The organism is Nocardia asiatica NBRC 100129 (genome assembly GCF_000308415.1).
Classification (GTDB): Bacteria; Actinomycetota; Actinomycetes; order Mycobacteriales; family Mycobacteriaceae; genus Nocardia; species Nocardia asiatica.
On record NZ_BAFS01000472.1, the window covers coordinates 38342 to 62267 of the forward strand.

At 69.1% G+C, this 23926-nt stretch carries 28 protein-coding genes; 12 read left to right on the top strand and 16 right to left on the bottom strand.

The genetic code is table 11. The features are described from left to right. Positions 1 to 8: 8 nt before the first annotated feature. The 3 genes from crtI to ON27_RS38220 form a co-directional block, all read right to left on the bottom strand. Entirely contained in the window at positions 9 to 1544 is a 1536-nt protein-coding gene (gene crtI / locus ON27_RS38210) for a phytoene desaturase family protein (RefSeq protein WP_051047521.1), read from the bottom strand. A 15-nt stretch (positions 1545 to 1559) separates the two neighbouring features. Further along, entirely contained in the window at positions 1560 to 2678 is a 1119-nt protein-coding gene (locus tag ON27_RS38215; RefSeq protein WP_083888142.1) for a polyprenyl synthetase family protein, read from the bottom strand. 66 nt (positions 2679 to 2744) lie between these two features. Next, positions 2745 to 3239 (bottom strand): DUF6764 family protein, encoded by a 495-nt coding sequence (locus ON27_RS38220; protein ID WP_051047522.1) that lies wholly within the window; start codon positions 3237 to 3239, stop codon positions 2745 to 2747. Between the two features lie 189 nt (positions 3240 to 3428). Here ON27_RS38220 and ON27_RS38225 point away from each other — a divergent pair, with 189 nt between their 5' ends. Next, positions 3429 to 4298 (top strand): MerR family transcriptional regulator, encoded by an 870-nt coding sequence (locus tag ON27_RS38225; RefSeq protein ID WP_043738807.1) that lies wholly within the window; start codon positions 3429 to 3431, stop codon positions 4296 to 4298. Positions 4299 to 4462: 164 nt separating this feature from the next. On the opposite strand, the gene ON27_RS38230 is transcribed toward ON27_RS38225, so the two are convergent. After that, positions 4463 to 5164 carry a TetR/AcrR family transcriptional regulator gene (locus ON27_RS38230; RefSeq protein ID WP_083888131.1) on the bottom strand — a complete coding sequence of 234 codons (702 nt, stop codon included), beginning with the start codon at positions 5162 to 5164 and terminating at the stop codon, positions 4463 to 4465. On the opposite strand from ON27_RS38230, the gene ON27_RS38235 reads away from it, so the two are divergent. Then, a complete protein-coding gene (locus ON27_RS38235; protein ID WP_051047524.1) occupies positions 5163 to 5624 on the top strand; it encodes a DUF6463 family protein in 462 nt (153 codons plus the stop codon). The genes ON27_RS38230 and ON27_RS38235 overlap by 2 nt on opposite strands. A 67-nt stretch (positions 5625 to 5691) precedes the next feature. Here the strand turns inward: ON27_RS38235 and ON27_RS38240 are convergent, their stop codons facing one another. The 4 genes from ON27_RS38240 to ON27_RS38255 all read right to left on the bottom strand — a co-directional run bounded on the left by ON27_RS38240 (position 5692) and on the right by ON27_RS38255 (position 9450). Beyond that, a complete protein-coding gene (locus ON27_RS38240) occupies positions 5692 to 6036 on the bottom strand; it encodes a hypothetical protein (protein WP_043738808.1) in 345 nt (114 codons plus the stop codon). Beyond that, positions 6027 to 6662, bottom strand: a complete 636-nt coding sequence (locus ON27_RS38245) for an MspA family porin (RefSeq protein ID WP_245560559.1) — start codon at positions 6660 to 6662, stop codon at positions 6027 to 6029. Before ON27_RS38245 ends, ON27_RS38240 begins: the two co-directional genes overlap by 10 nt. Before the next feature lie 102 nt (positions 6663 to 6764). Further along, the gene (locus ON27_RS38250) at positions 6765 to 8708 is read right to left on the bottom strand and encodes a glycoside hydrolase family 15 protein (protein ID WP_245560560.1); all 1944 of its coding nucleotides are present in this window, start codon (positions 8706 to 8708) and stop codon (positions 6765 to 6767) included. Between the two features lie 160 nt (positions 8709 to 8868). Then, on the bottom strand, positions 8869 to 9450 hold the full coding sequence (locus ON27_RS38255; RefSeq protein WP_043738809.1) for a TetR/AcrR family transcriptional regulator: 582 nt from the start codon (positions 9448 to 9450) through the stop codon (positions 8869 to 8871). An 84-nt stretch (positions 9451 to 9534) separates the two neighbouring features. Here ON27_RS38255 and ON27_RS38260 point away from each other — a divergent pair, with 84 nt between their 5' ends. The 3 genes from ON27_RS38260 (at position 9535) to ON27_RS38270 (ending at position 11803) form a co-directional block, all read left to right on the top strand. Continuing rightward, positions 9535 to 10011, top strand: coding sequence for a DUF4334 domain-containing protein (locus ON27_RS38260; RefSeq protein WP_043738810.1), 477 nt, complete (start codon positions 9535 to 9537; stop codon positions 10009 to 10011). A gap of 6 nt (positions 10012 to 10017) precedes the next feature. Further along, the gene (locus tag ON27_RS38265) at positions 10018 to 11106 is read left to right on the top strand and encodes an NAD(P)-dependent alcohol dehydrogenase (protein WP_174377925.1); all 1089 of its coding nucleotides are present in this window, start codon (positions 10018 to 10020) and stop codon (positions 11104 to 11106) included. A 124-nt stretch (positions 11107 to 11230) separates the two neighbouring features. Continuing rightward, entirely contained in the window at positions 11231 to 11803 is a 573-nt protein-coding gene (locus ON27_RS38270; protein ID WP_043738813.1) for a 3'-5' exonuclease, read from the top strand. 148 nt (positions 11804 to 11951) lie between these two features. On the opposite strand, the gene ON27_RS38275 is transcribed toward ON27_RS38270, so the two are convergent. Next, entirely contained in the window at positions 11952 to 12560 is a 609-nt protein-coding gene (locus ON27_RS38275; RefSeq protein ID WP_083888134.1) for a DUF3558 domain-containing protein, read from the bottom strand. A 203-nt stretch (positions 12561 to 12763) separates the two neighbouring features. Here ON27_RS38275 and ON27_RS38280 point away from each other — a divergent pair, with 203 nt between their 5' ends. The 3 genes from ON27_RS38280 (at position 12764) to ON27_RS43755 (ending at position 15593) form a co-directional block, all read left to right on the top strand. Then, positions 12764 to 14185 carry a cytochrome ubiquinol oxidase subunit I gene (locus ON27_RS38280; protein WP_043738815.1) on the top strand — a complete coding sequence of 474 codons (1422 nt, stop codon included), beginning with the start codon at positions 12764 to 12766 and terminating at the stop codon, positions 14183 to 14185. A gap of 2 nt (positions 14186 to 14187) precedes the next feature. Next, the gene (locus tag ON27_RS38285; RefSeq protein WP_043738816.1) at positions 14188 to 15225 is read left to right on the top strand and encodes a cytochrome d ubiquinol oxidase subunit II; all 1038 of its coding nucleotides are present in this window, start codon (positions 14188 to 14190) and stop codon (positions 15223 to 15225) included. A 224-nt stretch (positions 15226 to 15449) separates the two neighbouring features. Further along, entirely contained in the window at positions 15450 to 15593 is a 144-nt protein-coding gene (locus ON27_RS43755) for a hypothetical protein (protein WP_157227944.1), read from the top strand. A gap of 168 nt (positions 15594 to 15761) precedes the next feature. Here ON27_RS43755 and ON27_RS38290 read toward each other — a convergent pair whose 3' ends face one another. Together ON27_RS38290 and ON27_RS38295 are read right to left on the bottom strand one after the other, a co-directional pair. Further along, on the bottom strand, positions 15762 to 16028 hold the full coding sequence (locus ON27_RS38290; RefSeq protein ID WP_043738817.1) for a hypothetical protein: 267 nt from the start codon (positions 16026 to 16028) through the stop codon (positions 15762 to 15764). Positions 16029 to 16488: 460 nt separating this feature from the next. Continuing rightward, positions 16489 to 17220: an IclR family transcriptional regulator gene (locus ON27_RS38295; protein ID WP_051047532.1), complete on the bottom strand. Its 732-nt coding sequence runs from the start codon at positions 17218 to 17220 to the stop codon at positions 16489 to 16491. 197 nt (positions 17221 to 17417) lie between these two features. Here ON27_RS38295 and ON27_RS38300 point away from each other — a divergent pair, with 197 nt between their 5' ends. The 3 genes from ON27_RS38300 to dmpG are packed head-to-tail and all read left to right on the top strand — an operon-like array spanning position 17418 to position 20279. Then, positions 17418 to 18239: a 2-keto-4-pentenoate hydratase gene (locus ON27_RS38300; protein WP_051047526.1), complete on the top strand. Its 822-nt coding sequence runs from the start codon at positions 17418 to 17420 to the stop codon at positions 18237 to 18239. Between the two features lie 4 nt (positions 18240 to 18243). After that, the gene (locus tag ON27_RS38305) at positions 18244 to 19224 is read left to right on the top strand and encodes an acetaldehyde dehydrogenase (acetylating) (RefSeq protein WP_043738818.1); all 981 of its coding nucleotides are present in this window, start codon (positions 18244 to 18246) and stop codon (positions 19222 to 19224) included. Continuing rightward, on the top strand, positions 19221 to 20279 hold the full coding sequence (gene dmpG / locus ON27_RS38310; RefSeq protein WP_051047527.1) for a 4-hydroxy-2-oxovalerate aldolase: 1059 nt from the start codon (positions 19221 to 19223) through the stop codon (positions 20277 to 20279). Before ON27_RS38305 ends, dmpG begins: the two co-directional genes overlap by 4 nt. A gap of 140 nt (positions 20280 to 20419) precedes the next feature. Here dmpG and ON27_RS38315 read toward each other — a convergent pair whose 3' ends face one another. Beyond that, positions 20420 to 21034 carry a DUF8020 domain-containing protein gene (locus ON27_RS38315; RefSeq protein WP_245560561.1) on the bottom strand — a complete coding sequence of 205 codons (615 nt, stop codon included), beginning with the start codon at positions 21032 to 21034 and terminating at the stop codon, positions 20420 to 20422. Positions 21035 to 21191: 157 nt separating this feature from the next. Here ON27_RS38315 and ON27_RS42270 point away from each other — a divergent pair, with 157 nt between their 5' ends. Further along, positions 21192 to 21755: an acyl-CoA dehydrogenase family protein gene (locus ON27_RS42270; RefSeq protein WP_051047528.1), complete on the top strand. Its 564-nt coding sequence runs from the start codon at positions 21192 to 21194 to the stop codon at positions 21753 to 21755. Positions 21756 to 21943: 188 nt separating this feature from the next. Here the strand turns inward: ON27_RS42270 and bfr are convergent, their stop codons facing one another. From bfr to ON27_RS38340, 4 genes are all read right to left on the bottom strand, one after another. Then, positions 21944 to 22423 carry a bacterioferritin gene (gene bfr / locus ON27_RS38325; protein WP_043738822.1) on the bottom strand — a complete coding sequence of 160 codons (480 nt, stop codon included), beginning with the start codon at positions 22421 to 22423 and terminating at the stop codon, positions 21944 to 21946. Between the two features lie 58 nt (positions 22424 to 22481). Next, entirely contained in the window at positions 22482 to 22673 is a 192-nt protein-coding gene (locus ON27_RS42275) for a (2Fe-2S)-binding protein (protein WP_083888136.1), read from the bottom strand. A gap of 148 nt (positions 22674 to 22821) precedes the next feature. Continuing rightward, positions 22822 to 23097 carry a hypothetical protein gene (locus tag ON27_RS38335; protein WP_043738825.1) on the bottom strand — a complete coding sequence of 92 codons (276 nt, stop codon included), beginning with the start codon at positions 23095 to 23097 and terminating at the stop codon, positions 22822 to 22824. Positions 23098 to 23426: 329 nt separating this feature from the next. Then, complete coding sequence (locus ON27_RS38340) at positions 23427 to 23879, bottom strand: MaoC family dehydratase (protein ID WP_043738872.1); 453 nt, start codon at positions 23877 to 23879, stop codon at positions 23427 to 23429. Positions 23880 to 23926 lie beyond the last annotated feature (47 nt).

Below are 23926 nucleotides of genomic sequence, written 5' to 3' on the forward strand. Positions count from 1 at the left end.
GATCACAGTCATCGATCGATGCGGGCGGCGGTTGGCGCTGTGCCCACGGGCACGGTGGGGCGATGCCGAGCGGGCCGGAGGCCGGTGATGCGGTCCGCGGCGAGCCTGCCCGAGATCAGCACCGGCGGAATTCCCACGCCGGGCACGGTCGAGCCGCCGGCCAACACGACGTTGTCCATGCCGCGCGGCATGTTGGCGGGCCGGAACGGACCGGTCTGGGCGAAAGTGTGGGCGAGCGCGAACGGACTTCCGGCGAGCATGCCGCGGCGCGCCCACTCGGCGGGCGTGTCCACGCGCAACAGGTCGACCTCGCCGAGGCGGCAACCGAGACGCTGCTGCGCGATCTCCACGATGCGCTCGGCGTATCCGGATCTCTCGCGATCCCAATCGATAGGTCCCCGGTCGAGATTCGGGACCGGCGCGAGAACCGACAACAGGTCCCGCCGCGCCGGAGCCAGCGACGGATCGCTGACCGTGGGACGAGTGACCAGCAGCGACGGATCGCGCATCACCTGCCCCCGGTCGATGACGTCTCGGAAGGACTCCTCCCACGCGTCCCCGAACAGCAGACTGTGGTGCGATACCCCGGTCGCGGGCGCGCATGAGAGATGGGCGATCACCGCCGATGGGGCCGAGGTCAGCGCGACCGGCCGCCGTGGTGCGCGCCCGAGCAGCCGGTATGCCTCGTGTAGTTCCGTCGTCAGCACGACGGCGTCGCAGGGTATCCGGTCGCCGTCCTGGGTGAGCACGCCGGTGATCCGGGAGCCCACGCGTTCCAGGGCGGTCACCGCGGTGCCGTAGCCGAATCGGACACCGGCGTCGGTTGCCGCGCCTGCGAGCGCGTCCGGAAGCGCGCGCATCCCGCCCTCCGGGAAGAAGACGCCGCCGATGGTGTCCATATAGGCGATGACCGCATAGGCGGCCAGCGCCCGAGTAGGCGCGACGCCCGCGTAGAGCGACTGAAAGGTGAAGATACGCCGCAGCTCCGGGTCGTGTATGTAGCGAGCGACGGCGCGATCCCACCTCCCGAAACCGCCCAGCGCGACCAGCCGGGCCAGCGAAGGAGTCAGCATCGACAGCGGTGAGTCGAAATTCGCCGCGATGAACCGGTCCATCTCCACTCGGTACAAACGCGTCAGCCAGTGCCGCAGTCGGCGGTAGCCGTCCGCGTGAGCCGCGCCCGCGAAGCGGCGGATCTCCTCCTGCATCCGCTCGGCGTCCGTGTGTACCTCCAGCGTCCGCCCATCGGCGAAATGCGCCCGGTACGCGGGGTCGACCGGCAGTAGCCGCAACCGGTCCGCGGCGCGGAATCCGGCGGACGCGAAGACGCCTTCCACGAGTTCCGGCATGGTGAGGACCGTCGGGCCGGTGTCGAGGCGATAACCCCCGAGATCCGCGTGGCCTGCTCGGCCGCCCGGTACCGAATCGCGTTCCAGTACCGTCACCTCCCGGGACCGGCCGACCAGGTGCATGGCCGCGGATAGGCCCGCCAGACCGGCCCCGACGATCACGACCCGGTCGGTGGCGCCATTGACGGTGCGCATCGATACAACCTCCTGTCAGGCGACGCGCTCGGCGCAGGCGGTGGCCATGCTTCCGAGGGCGGCGCGCAGTGGTGCGGTGAAGATCGCGCTGTCCAGTGCGCTGTGTGCTCGGGCTACCCGCTCGGCGATCATCGCCTCCGCTGCCGCGGGCGCGCCCGATTCGGCGATCAGGGCGCGGGCTCGCTCGAATTCCTCGGCGCCGAGCCGGGGGCGGTTCAGCAGCTCCGCGAGTTCGGCGCGCGCCGACGGGGTCGCCATCTCGCGCGCGAGGACCACCACGGTGGTCGCCGTGCGCTCCGCGAGATCGCCGTCCGCGGGCTTGCCGGTGACCGCCTGCGATCCGAAAACGCCCAGAATGTCGTCGCGCAACTGGAACGCCTCGCCGATCGCGGTGCCGTATCGGCCCAGCGCCGCGAGGACGGGGGCACCGCAACCGGCGAGTGCGGCGCCCATCTCCAAAGGGCGTCGCACCGTGTAGTTGCCGGACTTGGCTCGCGCGATAGCCAGGACCGAGGCTGTCGTGGGCTCGGTGCGCGCGTCATTGAGCAGATCGGCGAACTGCCCGGTCGCCAGCTCCAACCGCATGGCGTCGTAGCGCGGCCATACCGCGCGCAGTGCCGACTCGGCGCAGCCGCTTTCCCGTAGCATCTGCTCGGCCCACACCAGGCACATGTCACCGAGCAATGTCGCGGCCGATTCGCCGTACCTGGTGGAGGAGCCGGGCGCGCCGCTCTCGCGGTGCAGTGCGGCGAACCGGACATGCGCGGCCGGGGCGGCTCGGCGGGTCGCGGACTGGTCCATGACGTCGTCCTGCAGCAAGGCGAACGCGTGGAGCAGTTCCAGGCTCGCGGCGGCCCGCAGCGCCGCCGCGTCCTCCGATGCGCCGCACAGCCAGCCGAGATACATGAACGTCGAGCGCAGGCACTTGCCGCCGATCGCGTACCGGCGCAGGACCTCCGGCGCGCCGAGGCGGTGAAGGGCCGGGGGGCATTCGCGAAGGAGGAAACCGCGGATCTCGTCGAGCACCGCTCGGCGCACCGCCGCACGCCACTGCGGGAACGAGTCCCCCACCTCGAGCGCCGGGATTCCCCCGACCGGATCGGCGGCCGTCGATTCGGGCGACGCGATGCTCATCACCGATCCCTTTTCCATGCTTCGGGTTACCACTCGAACCTCCAAGACGTTACATTCAACGATGCACTATCGCTGCGAAAGGCAGCTCTGCCAGGTTTGGAGATCACCGGCGAAGGCGAAACCGCCGCCGCACGTCGGCGCCGAGGTTCCGGTCACCGCGACCGTCGCCCCGGGGCCTGCGATGCCGATCGACAATCCAGGGCGCACGCCGGTGGTCGTGACGGTCGCGCCCGGTCCGATGGCGATCGCGGCGGGGCCGGACAGGAAGGTCGAGTTCGAACTCGCCGCGCCCCCGTTCTGGGCGATGGCCAGCGACAGGCTGGTCGGCGCGGCATTCGCGGCGGCGGTGCCGTCGAGCCCGTAAGCGGCGGCCGCACCGCCCGCGGCACTGGTGGCCGAACACGAGGCGCTGCCGTCCGAGGTCTGTGTCGTCGCGGCGCCCGGGGCTTGGCAGGCCGCGGGAGCGGCGGTGCTGGTCGGCGCGGCGACGAGGATGCCCAACGCCGCCGCCGCGACGCCGGTCGTCAGTCCGATAGTTCGTGTGCTGATCGGTCGAAGCATGACGTCTCCTCCGGTTGGTGGGTCTATAGCGCTTCACACTACGCCATTAATGATGCAAAATCGATGCATCATTCGGATGTTTTGTCCCGCCTCGCTGAAAGCCGGGTTCGGATGCCGGACGGTTCGCGCAACCGGCCTCGGCTCGCTGGAGGGCGGCACGAAGCCTGTTCTCGGTAGGAGGAATACCAGTTGAGTCGAGAGCCTCCGGCTACGGAGTACACCGTGGGCGCGGTGGCGGCGCGACTCGGTGTTCCGGTCGCCACGCTGCGCAGCTGGAATCAGCGCTACGCGATCGGCCCGCCGAGGGAGCGGACCGGCGCCCACCGGCGCTATTCCGAAGCCGACATCGCGACCTTGCGGCGCATGATCGGGCTCGTCAGGGCGGGCGCCACGCCCGCGAGTGCGGCGCGACAGGCGCTCGACGAGGCCGAAACCGATCCGGCGGCCGCGGATCGCGGCGCCCTGCTGACGGCGGCCGAAGGGCTCGAACCGGATATCGCGCTCACCCTGCTCACGGCCCGGCTCGCGCGCGACGGCGTCGTCTCGACCTGGAACACGCTGTGCCGCCCGGTATTCGCGGCGATCGTCGCCGGTCAGGAGCGGGGCCGCGGCCTGATCGAGGTCGAGCATCTGCTGTCCTGGGTGACGATCGCGGCACTGCACCGCGTGTTCCCGCCGGCCCGGCGCCCACGTTCCCAGGCGCCGATTCTCCTGGCCTGCACGGCGGGGGAGAACCACGTGTTGCCGATCGAAGTGCTGCGGGCCGCGCTGGCGGAGCGCGGCATCGTCGCGCTGTTGCTGGGCGCGGCGGTGCCCGACTCCGCCCTGACCGATGCCCTGTCGCACCAGCGGCGACCGAGCGTGCTCTTGCTATGGGCGCAGACGCGGGCGACCGCCGGGCCGGAAACGGTGTCCGCCGTTCGACCGGCGGCGCGGGTGCTGGTCGCCGGACCGGGCTGGGCCTCGGTTCCGTTGCCGTCCGAGGTGGTTTACGTCCGGGCCTTGGAGGACGCGCTCGACGCGCTGAGCGGGCACGGCGTTCGCCACGACATCTGGTGATCGATCCACCCGGCGGGGCTCATGCGGGCCGGAAGCGCGTGCCCCGCAGATGGTTCGGCCGGGCTCCGTACGCCGCCCCGGAACTCGGACGCGACAGGATCCGGCGTCGAACGCGCGACACGATCTCGGCCGCGTGACGATCGAGATCTGCTCGGCGCGACGGCCTAATCGCCAGCGGGCGGCGGCCGCAGAAGATGCTCTCCGGCGAGTTGAACGGCTTCGCGCCTGGAGTATCCGGGATGGTCGGCCACGATGAAGTGGCGGCCGATCGCCAGGGCGAAGGTCAGGGTGCTGCGTGCCTCGATCTCGTCGGGGTCGGTGATGAAGGCTCCGAACATCCTGCGCAGGTAGGCCATGCGCTCGTTGTCGATACGCCGCAGGCGCGCCGCGACGGATTCGTCGTTGCGGGCCCAGGCGCGGACCGCGAGATCGATCCGGTGCAGGTCTTCGGCGAAGGTCAGTCGTCCCGCGCGGCGGATTCGATCGGCGGCGTCGACGCCTTCGACGTCGGCTTGGGCGATCACTTCCGTCGTGCAGCGCCGCTCCCATTCGTCGAGCATTTCGCCGAGCAACGCGGGGCGGCCGTCGAAGTGCCCGTAGAAACCGCCTTTCGTGACGCCGAGTTCGGCGGCGAGCGTCTCGACGCGGACCGCCTCGGGTCCGCCTCGGGCCAAGGCGGCGAGTCCGGCTTCGATCCAGCGGGCTCGTGTTGTGCGGGGAACAGCGGGAATCGGGTCACCTCCATTGATCGCCCCGGATTTATACGTTACCGTACAGAACAACCGTACGGCACCGTATAAAAGAGCGGCCGCACCCTGCCCCGCGCCAGCGCGACAGAGTCGGGCGGAAGACAGGAAGGTCACCATGGACGCCAAGGGAAAGCTCCGCTGGGCAAGCGGCATCATGCTCGTGCTGGGCGCCGGACATCTACTTCTGCTGGCGCTTGCCGCCTGGGAGGAGGTCACCGGCTGGGTGGAGAAGGGGATCTGGGCGGCCGTCCCGCTCACGCTTTCCGGCGCGGAGACAGCGCAGACCGTGGAATCCCTGGAGAACAAAGTCACCTTCTGGGCCGGGCCTGGAAGTTTCGCCGTGCCGCTGATCCTTCTGGGTCTGCTGATCTGGCACCTCGCCGGCCGTGGGGTGGCCGTACCCGCCTGGCTCGGCTGGAGTCTTGCGCTGTGGTGTGTGCTGGGCGGCGTCCTTCTCGTGCCGTCCCCGTACTTCGTCGGCGTCATCGCCGGGGTGCTGGTCATCTGGGCGGCGCGACAGGACGATGGAGCGCCGATCGAGGGGGCATCTGCATCGTCCGCGGCTGAGCGAATCTGATCAACCATGGCGAGCGGCCATGCCGCATTTCCGGGCCGGGGGCGAATCCACGCCCCCGGCCCGTCTGCTACTTGGCCGGCACGATCGGCGTTGCTCCGCCCGGACCCGGCGCGGGCGGAACCAGCGCGCCCGCGGGCGTATTGGTGTTCGGCGCCGACCGCGCGGGCGGGGGCGCCAGCATCTGCAACGGTAGGGCTGGTGGCGGAGCCGCAGGCCCGCGGGCTCCGGGCGCGGGCTTGTCGGGGCCGCACCCGGGAGACGCGGACCCGCCCGGTGTGTCGCCGCAGGTCTGCGGAGGGCCGGCCGGAACAATGGGTTCCGCGGAGGCGGTGGCGGCAGCCAGGATCAGGGAAACCGACACACCAGCCGGTGCGATCCAGCGCCGCAGCGCCCGCATCGGGATCACAGCCATATCGGGTCACCGTAGACCGCGACCGAATTGTCGGCCGTCGCCGTGGAGATCGACACGATCGCGAACGAGCGCAGGCTGACCGCGCCCGCACACGCGTCGATCTTGATCTGGATCTGATCGACGGAGATCGAACCGTGCGCGCCGGCGAGCGCTTTCGTGCCGAACGTGATGCTGCTGATGGTGCCGGGCTTGATGGTGGTGGACATGTTCGGCAGCGCCAGCGCGCTGCCGCCGACCGCGAGCCCGGGCGACGGGACGACGGTCACCGAGGCGTTTGGGCCGATCGCCGCGGATATGCCCACGGTGAGGCCGTTGGAGACATCGGCCTGGCAGCCGATCTGGTAGCCCAGCTGCAACGTGCCCGAGTTCACCGCCGCACTGCCTTCTCCACCGATGTCGGCCGCCGCCGACAACGTGACGAACCCTTCCCGGGTGAACGGGGTCGCGGCCAGATTGGGTACGCGTTGCACGTCTTCGGCGGTCTTGCTGATCCGCAACTCCCAGCCGTCCTCGGTCTCGATGACGCGAGATTTGTCCGCCACCGGGTCAGCGGCCGCGGGGGCGGTGGTCATGCCGAACGCCGTGGTCGCAGCGATGCCGAGCATCGCTATCGTCGAGCCCTTCAATGAAATCCTTAGTCCTGTTAACAGTCGGACGTGATAGTACTGACTCGGCGCTCGGCACCGCACGAAAGACCGCTCATTCCGCGGCCCGGCAGCGGATTTTCGTCACCGATGGATGTATCCCCGGGTGAGTGGCGCGTCGTCCAGGCGCGGGGCGATCGACTCGCCGCCGAGCGCCTGCCGCAGCAAGGCCTGCTCGTCCTGGATGACGTGCATCACCGCGTTGATCAGGGCGAGGTGGGTGAACGCCTGCGGGTAGTTGCCCCAGTGCCGTCCGGTTCGGGGATCGATCTCCTCGGCGTAGAGCCCGAGGGGGCTGGCGTAGCCGAGCAGTTTCTCGCACAGCTGTTTGGCTCGCTTCTTCTCGCCGATCTCCGACAACGCCGAGACGAGCCAGAACGAGCAGATCGTGAAAGCGCCTTCCTCCCCGGCGCAGCCGTCGTCGGTCTCGCCGACGCGGTATCGCAGGACGAGGCCGTCTTCGGTCAATTCCTCCGCGATGGCCAGTACGGTGTTGCGCACCCGGTCGTCGTCCGGGGGCAGGAAACGAACCAGCGGGATGAGCAGGGTCGAAGCGTCCAGCGCCGTGCTGCCGTAGTACTGGGTGAACACCCGCCGCGAGTCGACCGCATGTGCGCAGATATCGGCGTGGATCTCGTCGGCGGCCCGTTGCCAGCGATGGGCGCGGTCGAAATCCTGGTGGATGCGAGCCAGCCGGGCGCCGCGATCCGCGGCGACCCAGCACATCACCTTGCTGGAGGTGAAGTGCTGGGGCTGCCCGCGCACCTCCCAGATGCCGTGGTCGGGCTCGCGCCAGTAGGTGAGGGCGCTCTTGACCGCGCGCCCCAGCAGCGGCCAAGCCCGCGCGTCGATCTGATCCTGGTGGCGGGCATAGAGGTAGACCGCGTCCAGCGCCGCGCCCCACACGTCGTGCTGGCGCTGGCGATAGGCGTCGTTGCCGGTGCGCACCGGACCCGCGTTGTCGTACCCGCGCAGATGGGGGAGGGTGTGTTCGGTGAGATCGGTTTCGCCCCCGATGCCGTAGACGATCTGCATGTCCCTGGCTTCCTCGGTCAAATCGAGGATGTAGGAGAAGAAGTCGTTCGCCTCCCAGCTGAAGCCCAGCGTGTACAGGCCCCACAACGCGAAGGCGGAGTCGCGGATCCACGAGTAGCGGTAGTCCCAATTGCGTTGTCCGCCAGGGGTTTCGGGTAGCGAGGTGGTGGCGGCGGCGGCGACCGCGCCGGTCGGGGCGAAGGTCAGGCCCTTGAGGGTCAGCGCGCTGCGGGTCAGTTCCGCGGTCCACGGATGATCAGGGAAGCGCCCGCCGGCCAGCCAGTGCCGCCAGTGGTGAATCGTCCGCAGCAGCCGTTCTTCGGCCTCTTCGACGTCGCCGGGAGCGTCGCGAGTGCCCCAGGAGAGCGCACAGAAGCGGGTGTCGCCCGTCTTCAGCATGGTGCGGGCGACCGCGTGCGTGCCTTCCAATCCCAACCGCATGTCGGTGCTCAACGTCAACTGCAGATCGGTTCCGTCGGCGCCGGCTTGTGCGAGGTAGTAGCTGCCGAGGTAGTCCCACCGCGCGCGGTATCTGCCGTACTCGAAGGCCGGTTGGCAATCGAGGTTGAAGTGGATCTGTCCGGTCTCGCAGTGCACCGTCCGCAGCAGGATGTGCTCGGCGTCGTAGTCCGTGGGAGTGCGCCGATGGGCGCTGCGGCCCGGCGTCTGGTGCCGCCACGGCCCGACCAGCAGCACGTCGCGCACCGTCGCCCAGCCGTCGCCGCTGCGCCAGCTCGTCTCCATGACCATGGTGCCGGGGATGTACCGGCGGTCGGTGGGCACCATGAAGTCGGCGGGAGCGAACCGGAACGAGCCGGCGGATCGATCGAGTATCGCGGCGAAGACGCTGGGGGAGTCCATCCTCGGCAGGCACATCCACTCGATGGCTCCGCTGGGGGCGATGAGAGCGGTGACCTCGCAATCGGAGATGAACCCGTAGTCGTCGATGCGCGGGAACGCCGTGAGCCGCGGCGCGCGTTCGATCTCGTCCATGCCTTGCTCCATCGTCGTCTCGGCCCCACCTTCGGCCGGGCATCCGCGCGATTACCTGCTGGACCGCCTTCCCTCAGCGCTGCGAGCGATACGGGCGTGCGTGATGTGACGCTCTTCTAGCCCATCACCTTCGGGGCTGTGTCGGCAAGCCCCTGCGAAGTCAGCGACGGTCTTCCGCGCGGTGCGCATCCGGGCTGACCAGGCGTCGGGCGGCGAGAACGGTGGCGGCGCGGCGTTCGCCGATGTTGTGGTGGTCGGTGCGGGTGGCGTGCATGGCCGCGGTGCGGGCCAGATCGGTCAGCATGACGATCAGGGTGACGGGCCCGAACGCCGACGTGATCCAGCCCCGGTCCTGTCCATGGCGGATCTCGGCGAGTTTTCCGGCGATGACGCGGCGGATGGCGTCTTCGGCGGCGGGGATGTGGGTCTGCTCGATCTCGGCCCAGGCCTGCAGCCGGGCGTTGTCGGGGTGCGCGATGTAGTGGTCGAAGAGTCTGCCCACGTAACCGGGCAGGTCGGCGGCGTCCAGGGCGGTTTCGTCGGTGGTCTGGGCGACCCATTGCTCGGTGACCGCGGCGTAGAGCTCGTCCTTGCCCGCGAAGTACGCGTAGAGCCGGTCCTTGCTCGCCCTGGCCGCGGCGGCGATCCGGTTGATGCGCGCACCGGCGATGCCGTACCGGGCGAACTCCGCTTTGGCCGCGACGAGAATTCGGTCGCGGGTGGCCTGACCTGCTGCGCGCATGGCGGCATCCTATCTTGCCGAACCGTTTGGTTCGGATATACAGTTGCCGAACCAAACGGTTCTGAAACTGCGGCGGGAACGAGGATGGACATGGGCTCTGCAGGGCGTGGCTGGCGGGATCTCGCCGAGCGGGAGGCCGGGGTGTCGGCGGCCGAGTTGGATGCGCTGTGGGCCGGCCTGCCGGTCGCGCATGCCGAGGACATCCTGGGTGAGTGGAAGGGGGCGGCGTTCCCGACCGGGCATCCGCTGCGCAAGGCGCTGTCGGTGAACCGCTGGTACGGCAAGACCTTCCACGGCCTGCTCGATGCGAAACCGTTGATCTGCCGGGCCGAGGACGGGTCGCTGTTCTCCAATGTCGAACTCGGCGGCGGTGGGGAAGCGACGTTGTGGAACGTCGAATTCCGCGGCGAGGTGACCGCCACCATGGTCTACGACCGCCGCCCGGTCCTCGACCACTTCAAATGGCTCGACGAGAACACGCTGATGGGCATCATGAACGGCCGTCCCGACGTGGTGCTCGTCGATGGCGAGCACTTCTACTTCCTGCTCGAGCGGGTCTGAGCGATGCTGACCACCACCGCGGTGCTCTCCCGCGATCCCGCCGCGCCGTTCACCGTCGAAGCCGTCGAACTCGACGCACCCCGCGACGACGAGATCCTGGTGCGGGTGCTGGCCACCGGCATCTGCCACACCGACCTGGTCACCCGTGCGGCGGGCGGCGCCGACCATCCCGTGCTGCTCGGGCACGAAGGCGCCGGAGTGGTGGAGACCGTGGGCGCGGCGGTGACCGGCGTGCGGCCCGGCGATCGTGTCGTGCTGACCTTCCGGCATTGCCGAACGTGCCGGAACTGCCAGGCGGGACGTCCGGCGTATTGTGTGCGCGCGGTGGAACTCAACCAGTTCGGCGCCCGAGCGGACCGGACGCGCCGGGTCACCGTCGCGGGAACGCCGGTGCGGGACGGGTTCTTCGGCCAGTCCAGCTTCGCCGCGTACGCCCTGAGCACGGCCGACAACACGGTAGTCGTCGACACCGAGGTCGACCCTACGGTGCTGGCTCCGCTGGGATGCGGGTTCCTGACCGGTGCGGGAGCGGTGCTGAATGTGCTGCGGCCGGACCGGGTTGCCCGGGTCGCCGTCTACGGCGCGGGCGCCGTCGGCATGGCCGGTGTGCTGGCGGCGCTGGCGTGCGAGGTCGCCGAACTCGTCGTGATCGAGCCGTCCCCGTTCCGGCGGGCGTTGGCGCGGGACCTCGGCGCCACCGCGGTCCTCGATCCGGCGGCCGACGACGTCGTGCCCGCGGTTCGCGAGCTGACCGACGGCGGGGCCACCCACGCACTCGACACCACGGGATCGGCGAAAGTACTCGCCGCGGCGGCCGCCGGAGTCGCGATCGGCGGCACCGTGGTCGCGGTCGGTCTCGGCGCCGGAGTCCCGCAGATCGACCTGCGCGACATCGTGTTGGGCGGCAAGGTGATCCGCGGCTGTCTCGAAGGCGACGCGGTACCCGCTACCTTCATCCCCCACCTGCTGGACTTGCACGCCGCCGGCCGCTTCCCGATCGATCGGCTCGTCACCACCTACCCGCACACCGACATCAACCTCGCGCTGGCACAGCAGCGTGCGGGCACGATCGTCAAACCTGTTCTGACTTGGTGACCGCCCGGCCCGTCGGCAGCCGGGCGGGTTCGGACGGAGGGAGCACGGCGAGTCGCCGTTTCGCGGACTCCTGCCGAGCGGAAACCATTTGAGAGCCGAAGGCTCCGGTCCTTACCCTCAGCGTGTGAAGGGGTTCACCGGGCTGCTGAATGTGGTCGATGTCGAGGCGACGTGCTGGGAGGGGAAGGTTCCTGCGGGCGCGGTCAGCGAGATCATCGAGATCGGGCTGACCGTGGTCGACTTGGACGCGCGGGAGCGGATCGCCAAGCACCGCATCCTGGTTCGGCCGGTCCGGTCGGCAGTCGGCGAGTTCTGCACCGAACTGACCGGGCTCACGCAGGCCGAGGTCGACACCGGCATGGAATTCGCCGACGCCTGTCGTCTGCTCGCGGCCGAGCACCGGGCGGGACTGCGGCCGTGGGCCAGCTGGGGCGACTACGATCGCAAACAGTTCGAACGGCAGTGTGCCGCCACCGGTGTCGAATATCCCTTCGAACACCGTCACACGAATGCCAAGCAGGTCTTCTCGGAGGCTTACGGATCGGCTCGCCGTCCGGGCATGGCCGAAGCGCTCCAGCTCGCCGGGCTGCCGCTGGAGGGCCGTCACCACTGCGGTGCGGACGACGCCTGGAATATAGCCGCTCTCGTCTTGGACATCGTCGGCCGCAGCGCTTGGCGCACCACCACGGGAGCCTGACGTGCCGGTGTCGCAGGAGGTGAGCCGTCGGCGGTCCTGGTCCGATCGGCGCTAGGCCGATTCCGCTGAACGCAGCCCACGAGCGGCACTGTTACGCACGACTCTCAGCGCTCGTGGACTCGGGCGGTGGGCGGCAGTGCCGGTTCGATCACCGCAGGCGCCCTGCGATCGTGGTGGCGACGTCGATTGTCTCGGCGCACACGTCCCAGTCGACGCCCGAAGTTATCCCTGGGACGGCGATCCCCAAATAGAACGATCCGCCAGAAGGCACCGACACGTGCACGTCGCAGCTGCCGTTACGGCCGTCCGGCCGGATAGTGGGCTCCAGTACGGCGCGCCGTCCGGCTACCGTGACGGTCCGCTCCAGCGGCCGGTGAATCTCGCGTTGTCCGAGATCGCTGAGGTCGACGTTATGGGGCGCGAATCCGATCGTGAAGCTGCCGGACGCTCCGGTTTGGATGGAAGACCACGAGCAGCGCGGCAGCTGCTTCGGGGGCGTGGACGCCTCGGCCTCGGGCTCGAGCACGAAGCGAGCGATATCGTCCGGCCCGAGCACGCTGCACGGGTGATAAGTGAGTTCGGCCGGCGTCCACGGCTGCGGCGGCAGTGGTACGGCCGGCGACGTGGTGACGCTGCTCGGCGATGCCGTCTTCGGCGGCGTGTCGGCGGTCTCGCAACCGGCCACCGTCGCGGCGGCCACGACACTGCCGATTACCCCGGACAGCCAGCGGTGCCGATCTCGCACAGAATTCCCCATCGGCGCTCCTCCCTGCACCGATCACACCACAATCCCCGCGAATGTCGATAGTCACGGGATCCCGTGGGCCGGAATCCGGATATGCCGTCCCAGCCCGCGAAGGCGGAGCGACTTGCTGGTTTGTGCACTGCGAATGGGGATACCACGCGAAAGGGCCGGAGTGCGCGGGATGCGGCTCCCGAGACCGCGGAAAGGTGGCTGGCATGGTGTCGAGCACGCTCGTCGCGCTTTCCCACGCGTCGGCGGAGGCGCCGCCCGGTCTGCTGCCCGCGCGCCAGCAGATGGCGTTCTCGCTGGGATGGCACATCGTGCTGGCCTGTTTCGGGGTGGCGTTCCCCGCCATGATCTACGTCGTGCACCGCCGTGGCATCGTCCACGACGACCCCGTCGCCCTGGGGCTGGCCAAGCGGTGGGCGACGGTGTCGGCGATCCTGTTCGCCATCGGCGCGGTCTCCGGAACGGTTCTCAGTTTCGAGATGGGCCTGCTGTGGCCGGGACTCATGGGCCGCTACGGCGACGTGCTGGGCTTGCCGTTCGCCTTCGAAGGGCTTTCCTTCTTCATCGAAGCGATCTTCTTGGGCATCTACCTCTACGGATGGGGTCGCATGCCGCCGCGCCGGCATCTCGCGATGCTCGTGCCGATGGGCCTCGCGGGGGTGGTCGGCACGTTCTGCGTGATCAGCGTCAACGCGTGGATGAACAATCCGACCGGCTTCCGGCTCGTCGACGGCGAGGTGACCGACGTCGATCCGTGGCGAGCGATGTTCAACGACGGCGTCTACCTGCAGTTCGCGCACATGTGGGTCGGGGCGTTCATGCTCGTCGGATTCCTGGTGGCCGGTGTGTACGCGGCCGGTCTGCTGCGCGGCCGCCGGGACGACCACCACCGGCTGGGCTTCACGGTCCCCTTCGTCTTCGCTACCGTCGCCGCGCTCGCGCAACCGCTCATCGGGCACGTTCTCGGCATGCGGGTGCACGATACGCAACCGTCCAAGTTGGCCGCGTTCGAACTGGCCACCACCACCGAGGGCCCGGCCCCGCTGCGGTTGGGCGGCGTGCTGGTGGACGGTGAGGTCCGCGGAGCGCTCGAGATCCCCCGCCTGGGTTCGGTCATCGCCCGCAACTCGCTGACCGCCCCTGTCCCCGGTCTGGACGCGGTCCCCGTCGAGGATCGGCCACCGGTCAACATCACCCACCTCGCGTTCCAGACCATGGTCGTGATCGGCACCCTGCTCGCGCTCCTGGTGCTGGTGTTCTGGTTGCTGCGCTGGCGGCGCCGCGACCTGCGGGACGAGCGCTGGTTCCTGTGGGCGGCGGTTGCCGCCGGTCCCTTGGCCGTGGTCGCGCTCGAGTGCGGCTGGATCGCCACCGAAGTGGGCCGCCAGCCGTGGACGGTGTGGCAGGTGCTGCGCACCACCGAGGCCGCCAGTACGAGCACCGGCCTGTGGTGGAGCTATGTCAGCGTGCTGCTGGTGTATGTCGGGATGACGGTGGGCGCCGTCGTCGTCCTGCGTTCCATGGCTCGCCGCTGGCGCGGCGGCGCCACCACCATCACCGCTCCCTATGGGCCCGGGGCGTCGCCGGTCGACCAGGCGCAGCGCGCCCGCAGCATCGGAGAGCCGTGACGATGGATCTGTCGGACGTGGTCGCGACGGCGATGTTCCTCGGTGTGGTGGCGTACGCGCTGTTCGGTGGCGCGGACTTCGGCTCCGGATTCTGGGATCTCACCGCGGGCGGAGCCCGGCGCGGCAGCCGTCTGCGGGTGCTCATCGACCACAGCATCGGGCCGGTGTGGGAAGCCAATCACGTCTGGTTGATCTACATCCTGGTGTTCCTCTGGACTGCCTATCCGACGGTGTTCGCGGCCATCATGACCACCCTGTTCATCCCCATGAGCCTGGCCCTGCTCGGAATCGTGTTGCGCGGGGCGAATTTCGCCTTCCGCAAATACTCCGCGACGCTGGGCCAGGCGCGCCTGTTCGGCGCCTTGTTCGCCGGCGCGTCGCTCATCACGCCGTTCTTCTTCGGCACCGCCGTCGGGGCGATCGCCTCCGGCCGGGTGCCCGCCGAGGGGTACGGCGACGTGGTGACGTCGTGGCTCAATCCGACCTCCCTGCTGGGCGGCACGCTGGCCGTGGGAACGTCCGCCTTCCTGGCCGGGGTCTTCCTCACCGCCGACGCCGCGCGTTCGGGTGACCACGCCCTCGCCGGCTATCTGCGCAACCGCACGCTCCTGGTCGGCGGTGTGACCGGGGCGGTCGCGATCGCGGCGATCGCGCCGATCCGGCGGGACGCGCCGACCCTCGGCGCCGGACTGCTCGGGCGCGCGCTACCCCTGATCGCGCTCTCGGCCGCCGCGGGCGTGCTCACTCTCGTGCTGGTGTACCGCCGCCGCTTCGGGTGGGCGCGGGTGCCGGCGGCGGCCGCGGTCTCGGCGATCGTCGTCGGATGGGCGGTCGCGCAGACGCCGTGGATCCTCGTGGACGAGATGCTCATCGCCGATGCCGCAGGCGCCAGGGCGACACTGCTGGGACTGCTCGCTGTCGTGGCCGTCGCCGCCGTCACGGTGCTACCCGCCCTGGCTTATCTGTTCTGGCTCACCCAGACCGACGCGTGGGTCCGCGACGAGCGGGTGCCCAGCGAGTCGCCGGAGCACGCGCAGTAGCCGGCCGAGCGGCCCGCGTTCGTGCTCCCTATGTGCGGAATGGGTACCGATAGATCGGTTTGTTTACGGTCGCGCGTGGTATCCGCTGCACGTATCGGCTCGACAGCGCGGTCGTGCCGGTACCCATGGGGCCCCCTCACTGCTCGAACGATGTCGCGAATGCTCGCGCCGTGCGAGGGCGAGGTGCCTGTTGTCAAGGATGGACGGCGCAGAGGAATTGCATCGTGATCGAGAACGCGAACATGCCCATCACCGACGAGGAAGACCGGGACCGGATCATCTGGCCCGAGTCCAGCAAGATGAGCGCCTGGTGGGCGGACGTGATGGGGCATCGGTTCCCGCGAACCCAGACCACGCCATCGAGTTGATTCCGCCCTCCGGCACGCGGGTGCGCTGCCCGGCCTCTGCGTGATACGGATGCACGCCGGACTGCCAGGGTGGTGCCGTACTCCCGCTCGCTGGGCTCGACACGCACGGCCTGAATCGCGGCGCTGCGGTACACGGAGCGTGTGTCGAGGCCGCCTGTGTGCGGTGCTCTACGCGCCCGAGCCTTCCGGCTGCGGTGGCCGGCGCAGTGCGAGGAGTTTGTCGATGATCTCGATCGCCGTCAGCGGAGGCGGTGCGGCGCCCGCCGCGGCGTCGGTGCGGATCCGGGCGGCCAGGCCCGCGGGGCAGCGGTCGCCCGGCCGCGCGGTGGTGGCGCATGCCGTACAGCCCTCGACAGCATCGGCGAGATGGGCTTCGACATTGCGCACATCGAGCGCGGCGATCAAATCCAGCCCGCTCAAGAAGTTGATCGGCATGTCGATGGGTTCCTCTGGTTCAATATCCGATCGGGTCGGCGGTCGCCCAGGATTGTTCCAGCCTTCCCCGCACCGCGCAGTCCGACACGGCCGGATATCGGACGGCTTTCCGGTGACGAGGTAGCCACCGGGTTCGCACGCAGTTCACGAGACGGGCTGGAACACTTGTCCGGCGGGTGCGGCCCCGATTGCGTGGCCGACGACTTTGTCGGCCTTCCGACGTCATTGTCGGGGCGGATATCCGGTGACAGCGTTGTCGTTCGGACGTAGGGCTCACCCGTTTATATAGGCTCCGCATCGGTAATGTAACAGATGGATATACCTTCTGGGAACCCCTAGCGAATTGCGGGGTGATTGCGCTTGTCCCAGGTCGCCCGTGCTTGTCGCGCGCGTTGCCGGGAGCAGGCAAAGACTCAGCGAAGATCGCGCCACGGCCTCCGGTGCCGGAGGCAGCGATCGCTCAGCCGCCGGGCGTGGTCGACAGCCGGGCCCGACGGGTGAGGGTGAGCCCTATTCCGTCGGCAGCCGCGCGGACGGATGCCGCGTGGGCCTCGGGACGAAACCGGTGAGACGGGCCCGCCACGCTGATCGCCGCCACCACCTGGTCCGCCTCGCTGACCGGGGCGGCCACGCAGACGAGACCGGGAGCGGACTCTTCGAATTCGAACGCCACGCCCTCGGCCGCGATGCGATCGAGCTGGTTGCGCAGCGTGCCCGGCAGGACCATCGTGCGCGGAGTGTGGCGACGGAGCGGTCCGGCCAGTATCCGGTCACGGAGCGCGGCGTCGGCATTGGCCAGCAGCACTTTGCCGATGGCTGTGCAATGCACCGGCATGCGGCCGCCGATCCGGGACGGGGCGCTCGCCTGCCTGCGTCCGCCGATCTTCGTCAGGTACACGACATCCGTTCCATCGAGAACGCCGAGATGCACGGTCTCGTGGATCCGCGCGTTCAACTCCTCCAGGAACGGAATGGCCACCTCGAGCAAACTCCGCTCGACCGACGCGCGCATTCCCAGTTCGAACAGGTGCCCCCCGAGCCGATACCCGGCTTCGGTCCGGTCCAGCAGCCGCACCGCCACCATGTCGCCGAGGACCCGGTGCAAGGTTCCCTTCGGTATTCGGGTCCGCCGCCCCAGTTCGGCCAGGCTGAGTGCGGTGTCGTCGATCGCGAACGCCTCGAGCACCGCCATGACCTTCCCCAGCACGGTCGAACCGTCTACCGCCCGACCGGCGAACGCAGATGACACCTCGACCTCCAACCTTGCCGGTGGACCCCACCCTACCGAGCAGTGTTCGACTCAGTGGAACGCAATGCTGGCGGGCCCGTCCTACCTGCGGCGACAGTGAGACACTGCCTGACCCCTCCACAAGGATTCCGAGACTTCCCATGCCGATTCCTTCCAGCCTCGACCGAGGCTCCGTGACCGCGGACGCCACCACGATCGCCGCCGCCCGGCTCGGCGCCGCCGCCCGCACCCGCATTCCGTGCGCCCCGGTGCGCGACCTGATCGGAGCCGACGACGTTGCCGCGGCATATGCGGTGCAGGAGCGGCTGACCGTCGAGCGCATCGCGGACGGAGCCGAAGTGGTCGGACGCAAGATCGGCTTGACTTCCCCGGCGGTGCAGCGCCAGCTGGGCGTCGACCAACCGGATTTCGGAGTGTTGTTCGACGATATGCGGTACCGGCAGGACACGCCCGTCCCGCTGAGCAGGCTGCTGCAACCGAAGGTGGAAGCCGAGATCGCGTTCGTGCTCGCCCAGGATCTGGCCGACGGCCCGCTGGACGAGCGGCAAGTGCGCGGCGCGGTCGATTACGCCGTGGCCGCGCTGGAGATCGTCGACAGCCGCATCGCGGGCTGGGACATCACCTTCGGTGACACCGTCGCCGACAACGCCTCCAGCGGTCTGTTCGTGCTGGGCGCCGAACATCGCACGCTCGATTCCTTCGACCCGGTCTCGGCGCGGATGCGCATGTCGATCGACGGTGTCGAAGTGTCGACGGGAAGCGGCGCCGCCTGCCTCGGCGATCCGCTGCACGCCTTGGCCTGGCTGGCACGGACCACGCGAGAGTTCGGCAGGCCGCTGCGCGCCGGTCAGATCGTTCTCTCCGGGGCGCTCGGGCCGATGGCCCCGATCGAGGGCCCCGCCACCGTCACCGCCGACATCACCGGACTCGGCTCGGTGACCGCGCCCTTCATCCAGGAGTGAGACCATGAACGACAACCCCGCCAAGCTCGAAGTCGCGGTGATCGGGTCGGGCAATATCGGTACCGATCTGATGATCAAAGTGATCCGGCACTCGACGGTGTTGGAGATGGGCGCGATGGTCGGCATCGACCCGGCATCCGACGGCCTCGCCCGCGCCCGCCGGTTCGGTGTCCCGACCACCGCCGACGGCGTCCAAGGCCTGCTGGAGCTGCCGAACTTCGGCGAGATCGGCGTGGTCTTCGACGCGACTTCCGCCAAGGCGCACGCCGCCCACGCCGCGGTGCTCGGACCGCTCGGCAAACGCCTGATCGATCTGACACCGGCCGCGCTGGGCCCGTTCGTCGTACCGGCGGTGAACCTCGAGGAACACCGCCACGCCCCGAACGTCAACATGGTCACCTGCGGCGGGCAAGCGACGATCCCGATCGTCGCGGCCGTCTCCCGGGTCGCCCCGGTGCCCTACGCCGAGATCGTCGCGTCCATCGCGTCGAAATCCGCGGGCCCCGGTACCCGCGCGAACATCGATGAATTCACCGAGACCACCGCGCACGCGATCGAAACGGTCGGCGGCGCCCGCCGCGGCAAGGCCGTCATCATCCTCAATCCGGCGGACCCGCCGCTGATCATGCGGGACACGGTGCTGTGCCTGGTCACCGCACCGGACCCGGCCACACAGCTGGCGATCCGGGAATCGGTCGAGCGAATGGTCGCGCAGGTGGCCGCCTACGTGCCCGGCTACCGGCTCAAGCAACAGGTTCAGATCACCGCCGTGCCGCGGGACCAACCCGTGCGCACCCTGCTCCGCGCGGACGCGGTGGACGCGCCGACCCATCAGGTGTCGGTGTTCCTCGAGGTCGAAGGCGCCGCGCACTACCTGCCGGCATACGCGGGCAACCTCGACATCATGACCTCGGCCGCGCTGCGCTACGCCGAATCCATCGCAGGCACGATCGCCGCACCGGCAGAACAGGGAGCGCTCCGATGACCACCCGGCTGTTCATCCAAGACGTCACGCTTCGCGACGGCATGCACGCGGTGCGCCACCGCATCACTCCCCACGACGTCGGCCGGATCGTGGCGGCGCTCGACGCCGCGGGGGTCGACGGCATCGAGGTCGCCCACGGCGACGGCCTCGCCGGAGGCAGCTTGAACTACGGCCCCGGAAGCAATACCGACTGGGAATGGATCGAAGCCGCTGCCGCGAATCTCACCCACGCCCGGCTGACCACGCTGCTGCTGCCCGGCATCGGCACCATCAAAGAACTGGAGCAGGCCTACCGGCTCGGCGTCCGGTCGGTCCGGGTGGCCACCCACTGCACCGAAGCCGACGTGTCCGCTCAGCACATCGCCACCGCACGGGAACTCGGCATGGACGTCTCCGGATTCCTGATGATGTCGCACCTGGCCGAACCGGACCGCCTGGCCGGACAAGCGAAGCTGATGGAATCGTATGGGGCGCAATGCGTCTACGTCACCGATTCCGGCGGACGGCTGACCATGGACGGTATCCGCGACCGGGTCCGCGCCTACCGCCGGGTGCTCGATCCGGCCACCGAGATCGGCATCCACGCGCACGAGAACCTGTCGCTCTCGGTGGCCAATTCCGTGGTCGCGGTGGAAGAAGGCGTCACCCGGGTCGACGCCTCGCTCGCGGGGCACGGCGCCGGAGCGGGCAACTGCCCGATCGAACCGTTCGTCGCGGTCGCCGACCTGTACGGCTGGAAGCACAACTGCGACCTGTTCGCCTTGCAGGACGCCGCCGACGATCTGGTGCGGCCGTTGCAGGACCGCCCGGTGCGCGTGGACCGCGAGACCCTCACACTCGGATATGCCGGGGTGTACTCGTCATTTCTGCGGCACGCCGAAACGGCGTCGCGGCGCTACGGCATCGATGTGCGCACGATCCTGCTCGAAGTGGGGCGCCGCGGCCTGGTCGGCGGTCAAGAAGACCTCATCATCGATATCGCCCTGGACCTGCTCGCCGACTCCAGCGGGACGGCTGCCGGGGATATGCCTCCGCAGGGACTGTCGATCAGCTGAGCCAAGAATCGCTGGGCCACCCGAATGCTCCGAGTCGGTCCGCCGCATCGGCGAGCCGTTCTCGAACAGGGAGCGGCCGAGCGGATCCGTCATCCGCCCGGCCGTGTCGAACACCTCGATTCGGTTCTCCGGAATATCGATCAGAACGGCGTGAAGAAGAAGCCGAACCACGCGCCTACCGCAGCGCCGACCGCACAACCGATGACGGCGCCGACGATGAAGAACCAGATGCCGATGGCGATACCGATCGCGCAACCGATCGCCGCACCGATCAAGGCGCCACCGAACAGGGCGTCGTGCATCAGACCCTGCAGCTCAGGTGCGACCGCGGCGGGTGACGGCACGCCGGCCGCCGGAGTCAGCGTCAGTGTCCTGCCCGACTGATCGAGCGAGGGTGTGACGCTGAAATTCTGTCCGGTCTCCATTCGCAGCGTCGTCGGGATCGCACCGACGATCGCGCCGTCGTCAGCGAGCACGTTGACGCCGGCCGGTGTCACCTCGAACCGGCCGGAATCCAGATCGACCGTCGCGGTGCGGTGATCCGAAGCCAGGGTCGTCGTGTAGGAGATAGGCCCATCCACCCCGTTGAGCGTGAGGTCTGCCAGGGTGCCCTCACCGTGTGCTGTGGCCGTTGCTATGCCTGTCGTCGCTATGGCGAACAGGGCGGTTGCCACCAATTTCTTGATAAACATTGGAAGTCCAATCATCGGACGATGTTGTTGGAATTCCCCCGGGCGGGCGACGTTGACCGTCAAACCTGATCCTGCCCCCCACCAGGTGCAATGTCGATAGGTATCCCGTATGGGTAATTTTCGTAATTTGGGTCGGAATTTAGCTCCTGCCCACATTCCGGTTCTCGGTCCGGCAGGAATTGCAGGAGAGTGCGAGCCCGGCCGCGCCCGGTGCACCGTCGTGGACAGGTTCTCCGGCCGTGGGCACGGCGACGCCGAGTTCGTTCTCGACGCGCCCGTCGCCGACCGGCTGCTGTTGCCCGCTCTGGATCCGGACGGCGACACCGTGATCGTGGCGCCGGGGCCTGATGCGGGGACAGACGTCACCCCGCAGCCGCTGGTCGACGCGACGCGTGATCTAGGACGGGTGCGCGCCGAGGGCGTCGAGGCGGCAGAGGCGGCGGTGTGGCGATTCCGTGGCGACGGTGCCGCCGCCGTGCGACGGCTCTACGATCGGGCCGCGCTGGCGACGGACTGCGACAGTCTCGGGCTGAGCGCGGCGATGCTGACGGCCACCGTCGGCTACCCCGGGGTGCGCGAGCAGTTCGGCCGCCCGATCGGGTCCTTCCAGGCCTTCGAACGCGCGTGCGCGGACATGCTGGTGCAGATCTCGGTGGCCCGGCGACTGGTGGCGGACGCCGTGCGGGCCGAGGTCGCGTCCGCACCGGACGCCGGGGACGCGGCCGCGATGGCCAAAGCGTTCGCCACCGAGATGGCGGTGCGGGTGGCGGGGAAGGCCATGTAGCTGCACGGCATCGGGTTACACCTGGGAGAGCGGGATCCACGCGTACCTCGAGCGCGCCACACTCGATCGGTCCCTCTTCGGCGCTCCTGCCCGGCACCGGCAACGACGGGCCCGGCGATACGCCTCGGCGCGGCCAGCGCAGGGGGGCATCGCCGGGCAGCCACTCGTAGGCGCGCCGGAGAACCGGATCAGTCCCCCGGCGCCTCGGTGAAGCGCTGGAGGTACAGCGGCTCGCCCAATGTCTCCAACAGATCGAGTTCGGTCTCCAGATAGTCGACGTGCTGCTCTTCGTCTTCGAGGATGTGCTCGAAGATGCGAGCCGAAGTCACGTCCCCGCGCGAACGCATCAACTCGATGCCCCGGCGGAGCCGTTCGACCGCTTCCAACTCGATTTGCAGATCGGCCCGCAGTTGCTCGGGCACGCTCTGCCCGATGCGCAGCGGGTTGAGCTTCTGGTAGTTGGGCAGCCCCTCGAGGAACAGGATCCGGTCGGTGAGGAGCTCGGCATGTTTCATCTCATCGATGGACTCGTGCCGAGTGTGCCGCGCCAGCTTGGTAAAGCCCCAGTTCTCCTGCATCTTGGCGTGCAGGAAGTACTGGTTGATCGCCGTGAGTTCGGCCGTCAGTTGCTCGTTGAGCAACGCCACGATGTCCTTGTCGCCGTCCATAGCAGCGATCGTGGCACAGAATGTGCGCAGCGCGGGAGAGACCGCCTGGCGTGTCGGATCAGGCGGCCGAGGGCTGTGCCCCGGTCGTCGCGCGGGCGCGGCCGATCACCTCGGCCAATCGCGCCGTACAACTGCCGCAGCCGGGCTTCCAGCCGCAGGCGTTCTTCACTTGGCGGACACTGTCGGCCCCGGCCGCGACGCAGGTGTGCACGTCCCCTTCGGACAGCGCGTTACAGATGCACACGTACATGAAGCCTCACAGTCACCGTTTCACTGAGGTTAGCCTCGACTAACGAGGTAAGCCTCCCCTAATGTATAGCAGGTCGATCCCTCCGTGGGAACCCCGGCGCGCCGCCCGGTGCGACAGCTGTTGTCGCGGCCCGCGAACGGCCGTGGAGCTAGGCCCCTGCCAGCCGTTTCGCGGCAAGCTGCCGCAGTTCACGGGACATGATCTTGGCGCTGCCGGTGAGCGTGATGTCCCGCTCGGCGAACAACAGCACGTGCCGGGGAACCTTGTAAGCTGGCCAGCCGCTCGCGCAGGAACGCGCGGATCCTGCGGCGTCCACCGTCGCGCCCGTGTGGGGCACCACGCACGCCACCACGACCGTGTTCCCGGCAGCGGCCGGCCGCTGCTGCCCGCGATCTCGTCCTCGGGTGTGCCGGAGGGGAAGCATGTGGTGATTGTGAAGATCTCGGTGTTGGCGTAGGCGTGGCCCGGCTCGGTCCAGGTGGTCGACACGCGAGGGTGGCGCGCCGCGGGCGTCTTCACGTCCACGAAGCGCAGGCCGCTCAGGTCCGTGGTGGCCCAGGTGGGCGCGCCTTCCAGCTGAGCCCACTGATGCGATGAATACCGGCGAGGGTGCGTGCGGCAACCGGCCGCCGCGGGCATCCAGATCGTCCTCGCCGGGCAGCGGACGTAACCCGTTGCCACTACAGCGGATTCGCCCGCTCGTCGGTGTGCGGGCTGCCGGAGAGGGTGGCGCGGCGGATCGGCATGGACCGCTCAGGCGAGATACCGGACCAGGTGCTCGGCGACGCAGGCCGGCTTGTCCGCGCCCTCGGCGATGATCGTCACGGTGCGTTCGGCTTGGACCCCGCCGGGCACATCGGTGACGGCGGTGAGCGTGACGGTGCCGCGCACCCGGCTGCCGACCCGGACCGGGCTGATGAAGCGGACCTTGTTCAGCCCGTAGTTGATCGCCATCCGGGCCGACGTCACCGACATCACCTGCTGGCTGATGGGGGCGAGCAGGGCGAGGGTGAGGAATCCGTGCGCGATGGTGGCGCCGTACGGGCCGCCTGCGGCGCGCTCGGCGTCGACGTGGATCCACTGCCGATCGCCGGTCGCCTCCGCGAACAGGTCGATGCGCCGCTGGTCGATCTCGATCCACTCGCCGGGGCCCAGCACGGTGCCCACGGCGGCGCGCAGCGCGTCGAAATCTTGGAAGTCGGTCATGCGCATCCTTTCTGCGGTCGCGCCTGCACGATATCCGGCGCCCGACG